The following is a 3,601-nucleotide window of genomic DNA, read 5'->3' as shown; positions in this document are numbered from 1 at the left end:
CCGCCACACTCTCACGCGGTCTCCGGCGCTATCATGAAATCAAATACGGCGCGCGAATAGCAGCCGGAATTGTGTGAATCGGATAGGTTAAAAACGGGGCTGTTACATGGGCTATGCAAGACCGGGAATCACCGATCTAGAATAGCATTTACATCCCCAACCTCGACCGGGCAATGTCCATGAATTGTCGAGATACATCCCCGTAGCAACCTCATATCGTTTTCCATCAGCCGCCTTGTGAGCTTTATCTTGTTTGATCTCTTCCTCTGATGGATTTTTAGGATGGGCCATGCAGGGAGCACTTGAATAGCACCAAAACGCATGAGTGATGCCTAACGCCAACTGTTGCTCCTGTTCCATTATCGCCGTCGCCTGATTATTTAGAAATTCTGCAATCTCGCCCGCTCGGATTTTCGTCATAGACGGTACGGCCAATTTAATTATTGCCTGATACAGAATCGATAATTTCCTGCCAGCTTGGATTGAAGCTAGAGCAGAATCATAGATTAGCTCAAAATGACTGCCATCAAATTCCGGCAGTTTATCAATGTTTGCCCTCAAATCTGCTTTGACCGCGTTAGTTACTTTTGCAGAGTTAAATTTTACTGTGGACAGCATGGCGGCGCACCCCATATCCAATCTTGCCCAACTATATGCCATAGATAATGTGGAACAATACTAGCCGAAGCCAAGCCGCCTATCACCATCCGCATTGCCCGGCTGGATGGCCTGGCCGAACTGGCCGCAGCCCGAGAGAAAGCCCGCACCGGCTGATTGTCGGCACCATGTCCGCAATCCGCCCGGCCATCGGGCCGGGCTTTTGTTGTTTAAACGGCATAAATTATGGGCATAAACAGCGGAATTCCGCCGTTTTTCCGGCCTTTTTAAGCAAGAAACTTATGGTTTTGAAACGAAAATGCCCTAAAAGCCGCAGGAATCCGCCGTTTCTGTTTTTCACCCCCCTATGCTTTACTTATGGTTTTGAAACAACCAGAGGCATAGGGAGGCTAAAAACGACTATATAGCAGGAGAAAACAAGAGAAGACCCTATGCCCCCTATGCCTATTGACCCTCCGCGCGTGGAAAAACTTACATAGGGCTTCTAGGTGCCTTCTATGCCTGAATCCTACACCGTTCCGCACCGTGTATGCCGTACCTATGCCGTATGGCTCGAATATGGCCTGTGGATAAGTACTGTAATGTATTGAAATTGCTTGGCGTCCCGTAGGGGATTCGAACCCCTGTTACCGCCGTGAGAGGGCAGCGTCCTGGGCCTCTAGACGAACGGGACGAGGCATGCTGCACCTAGCCCGCCCGCCAGCCCGGGTCAAGCCGGGGCAGCGTCTGTAACGAAAAATCCTGCGGAAACACGTCCCTGCCAACTTTCCGCCCGCAAATATCCAACCAGATGCAATGGCGCGGCGCCGGCGCGCGATAAAGCTTCGGCCAACGGGCCGTCCTTGGCGCGGAACAAGAGGGCCTTTAAGCGGCCGCCTCCTTCGCCTTCCACCATGGCGCGGATGGTGTTGCCATCCTTGCCGATCCGGTCAGTCTTCACCACCCGCGCCCGCGGCAACACGAACAGCGGCTCGGCATTGCCGGTGCCAAACGGGCCAAGCTTGGCGACCATTTGCGCCAGCCTTGCATCGGCCGCGCCCACCGCCAGAACACCCTCCAGGGTGAGTGCCTCGGTGCTTGGCAGGTCAGCGGCACTTACCAGCCGCTCGTTCAAAAACTCATGGAGCGCGGCCAGATCGCTCTGCGGGGCCGAAAATCCCGCGGCCATCGCATGGCCACCGCCGGTGGTCAGAAGCCCACTCTGGCGGGCAGCGATTACCGCTGCTCCCAGATCCACCCCCGGGACAGAGCGCCCCGAGCCTTTCGCCAACCCGGCGGTAATGCCCGCCACCAGGGCCGGGCGGTTGAATTTTTCTTTCACGCGGCCAGCCACGATCCCCACGACACCAGGGTGCCAGCCCTCCTGCGCCAGCAGAATCACCGGGTGTCCGGCTTCCACCTGAATTTGCGCCTGCGCCATGGCATCGCCCATGATCGCCGCTTCAACCGCTTGGCGCTGGCGGTTCACATCGTTCAACGTTTGGGCCAGCGCGGCGGCGGCATCAGGGTCTTCGCTCAAAAGCAGACGCAACCCCATGTCGGATTCCGCAATTCGCCCGGAGGCGTTAATCCGCGGCCCCAAGGCAAAACCGCAGTGCATCGGGGTCGGCGCCTCAGTCAGCTTCGCCACATCCAGCAGGGCGGCAATGCCGGGGCGCGAACGCCTTGCCATCACCCGCAGCCCCTGCGTCACGAAGGCGCGGTTCAGCCCGGTCAGGGGCATCACGTCGCACACCGTGGCCAGCGCCACCAGATCCAGCATTTCGCGCAGGTCCGGCTCCGCCCGCCCGTTGAAAAACCCGCGCCGGCGCAGCTCGCGTACCAGCGCGATACAACCGATGAAGGCCACTGCGGTCGCGCACAATGTGTGCAGGCCGGAGCTGCAATCCAGCCGGTTGGGATTCACCGTGGCGCGAATCTGCGCCGGAGGCCCTTCCGCCTTATGATGGTCGAACACCAGCACATCCGCCATGTTATGCAACGGTGCGAAAGCGGCATGCGCGCCGGTGCCGCAGTCCACGCAGATCAGCAATCGCGCACCGCGTTCGGCCATGCCACGCAGCGCGTTGCTGTTAGGCCCGTAGCCTTCCAGCAGCCGGTCCGGCACATGGTGCACCACCTCGCAGCCCAGCTGGCGCAGCAGCGTCACCATCATGGCCGCACTGCACGCCCCATCCACATCGTAATCGCCGAATACACCCACGCACTCACCATGCACCACGGCATCGGCCATCCTGGCGGCGGCCACGTCCATGTCTATAATGCTGGAAGGGTCTGGCAACATTGCGCGCAATGTCGGATCAAGGAAATCGGCCACATGATCCGCGCCCACCCCGCGCGCGGCCAGCATACGGCCCATCAGCTCTGGTACACCCAGAGTTTGCGCCAACCCCTGTCCTACCCGTTCGGCATCGCCGGCGCGCCAGACCCAGCGGCGCCCGGTCAGGCTCTCTCGTACGCCCAGCGCATGCTCATCAATCATCCCCCGCTTGAAATCGTGAAAAGCGAGTCGGCGCAAGCGGCAAGCGGCTTACGGAACGATCTCGTAATGCATGGTGGCATCCACGGTGATGTGGCTATCCTTCGTTCCCGGCGGAAACGGCGGCAACTGGTTATCAGCAAACATGCCCATCCACGCCTGATCCAGAAACGGCGAGCCTGAGCTGCTCAGCATATGCAGCCCCGTGACATTGCCTTGCCGGTCCACCGTGAACTCCACCTGCACACTGCCCTGCTGCCCCTGCGCGGCCGCCGCCTCGGGGTAGTATTTATGGTCATTCACCCATTTGCTCAGCGCGGCATTCCAATCAGCGCCAATATTGCCCTTGATGGTCAGCTCCGGCGCGTTCACCGCCTGCGCGTCGGACATCGGCAGGCTCAGGTTCATTGCCCGATGCGCCTGCGGCACCGGCGGCGCCGGGGTGCCATACGACATATTGTTCATCACCATATATTTGCGCGGCGGGGGCGCGGCATGCCGGGG

General features: G+C 59.5%; 3 protein-coding genes and 1 tRNA gene. All 4 read right to left on the bottom strand.

Annotated features, from left to right (window positions below):
• Positions 1–111: 111 nt before the first annotated feature.
• Positions 112–618 carry a hypothetical protein gene (locus tag HKL97_RS12160; RefSeq protein ID WP_291425710.1) on the bottom strand — a complete coding sequence of 169 codons (507 nt, stop codon included), beginning with the start codon at positions 616–618 and terminating at the stop codon, positions 112–114.
• 597 nt (positions 619–1,215) lie between these two features.
• Positions 1,216–1,291, bottom strand: a tRNA-Glu gene (locus HKL97_RS12155).
• 36 nt (positions 1,292–1,327) lie between these two features.
• A complete protein-coding gene (gene recJ / locus HKL97_RS12150; protein WP_291425707.1) occupies positions 1,328–3,100 on the bottom strand; it encodes a single-stranded-DNA-specific exonuclease RecJ in 1,773 nt (590 codons plus the stop codon).
• A gap of 48 nt (positions 3,101–3,148) precedes the next feature.
• Positions 3,149–3,601, bottom strand: a 453-nt coding sequence (locus HKL97_RS12145) for an energy transducer TonB (RefSeq protein ID WP_291425705.1), incomplete at its 5' end; no start/stop codon positions are given.

The sequence above is a fragment of the Acidocella sp. genome (assembly GCF_013044125.1).
In the GTDB taxonomy this organism is placed as follows: Bacteria; Pseudomonadota; Alphaproteobacteria; order Acetobacterales; family Acetobacteraceae; genus Acidocella.
Note: the sequence above shows the minus strand (reverse complement) of the source record. Positions and strands in the feature narration are given on the sequence as shown.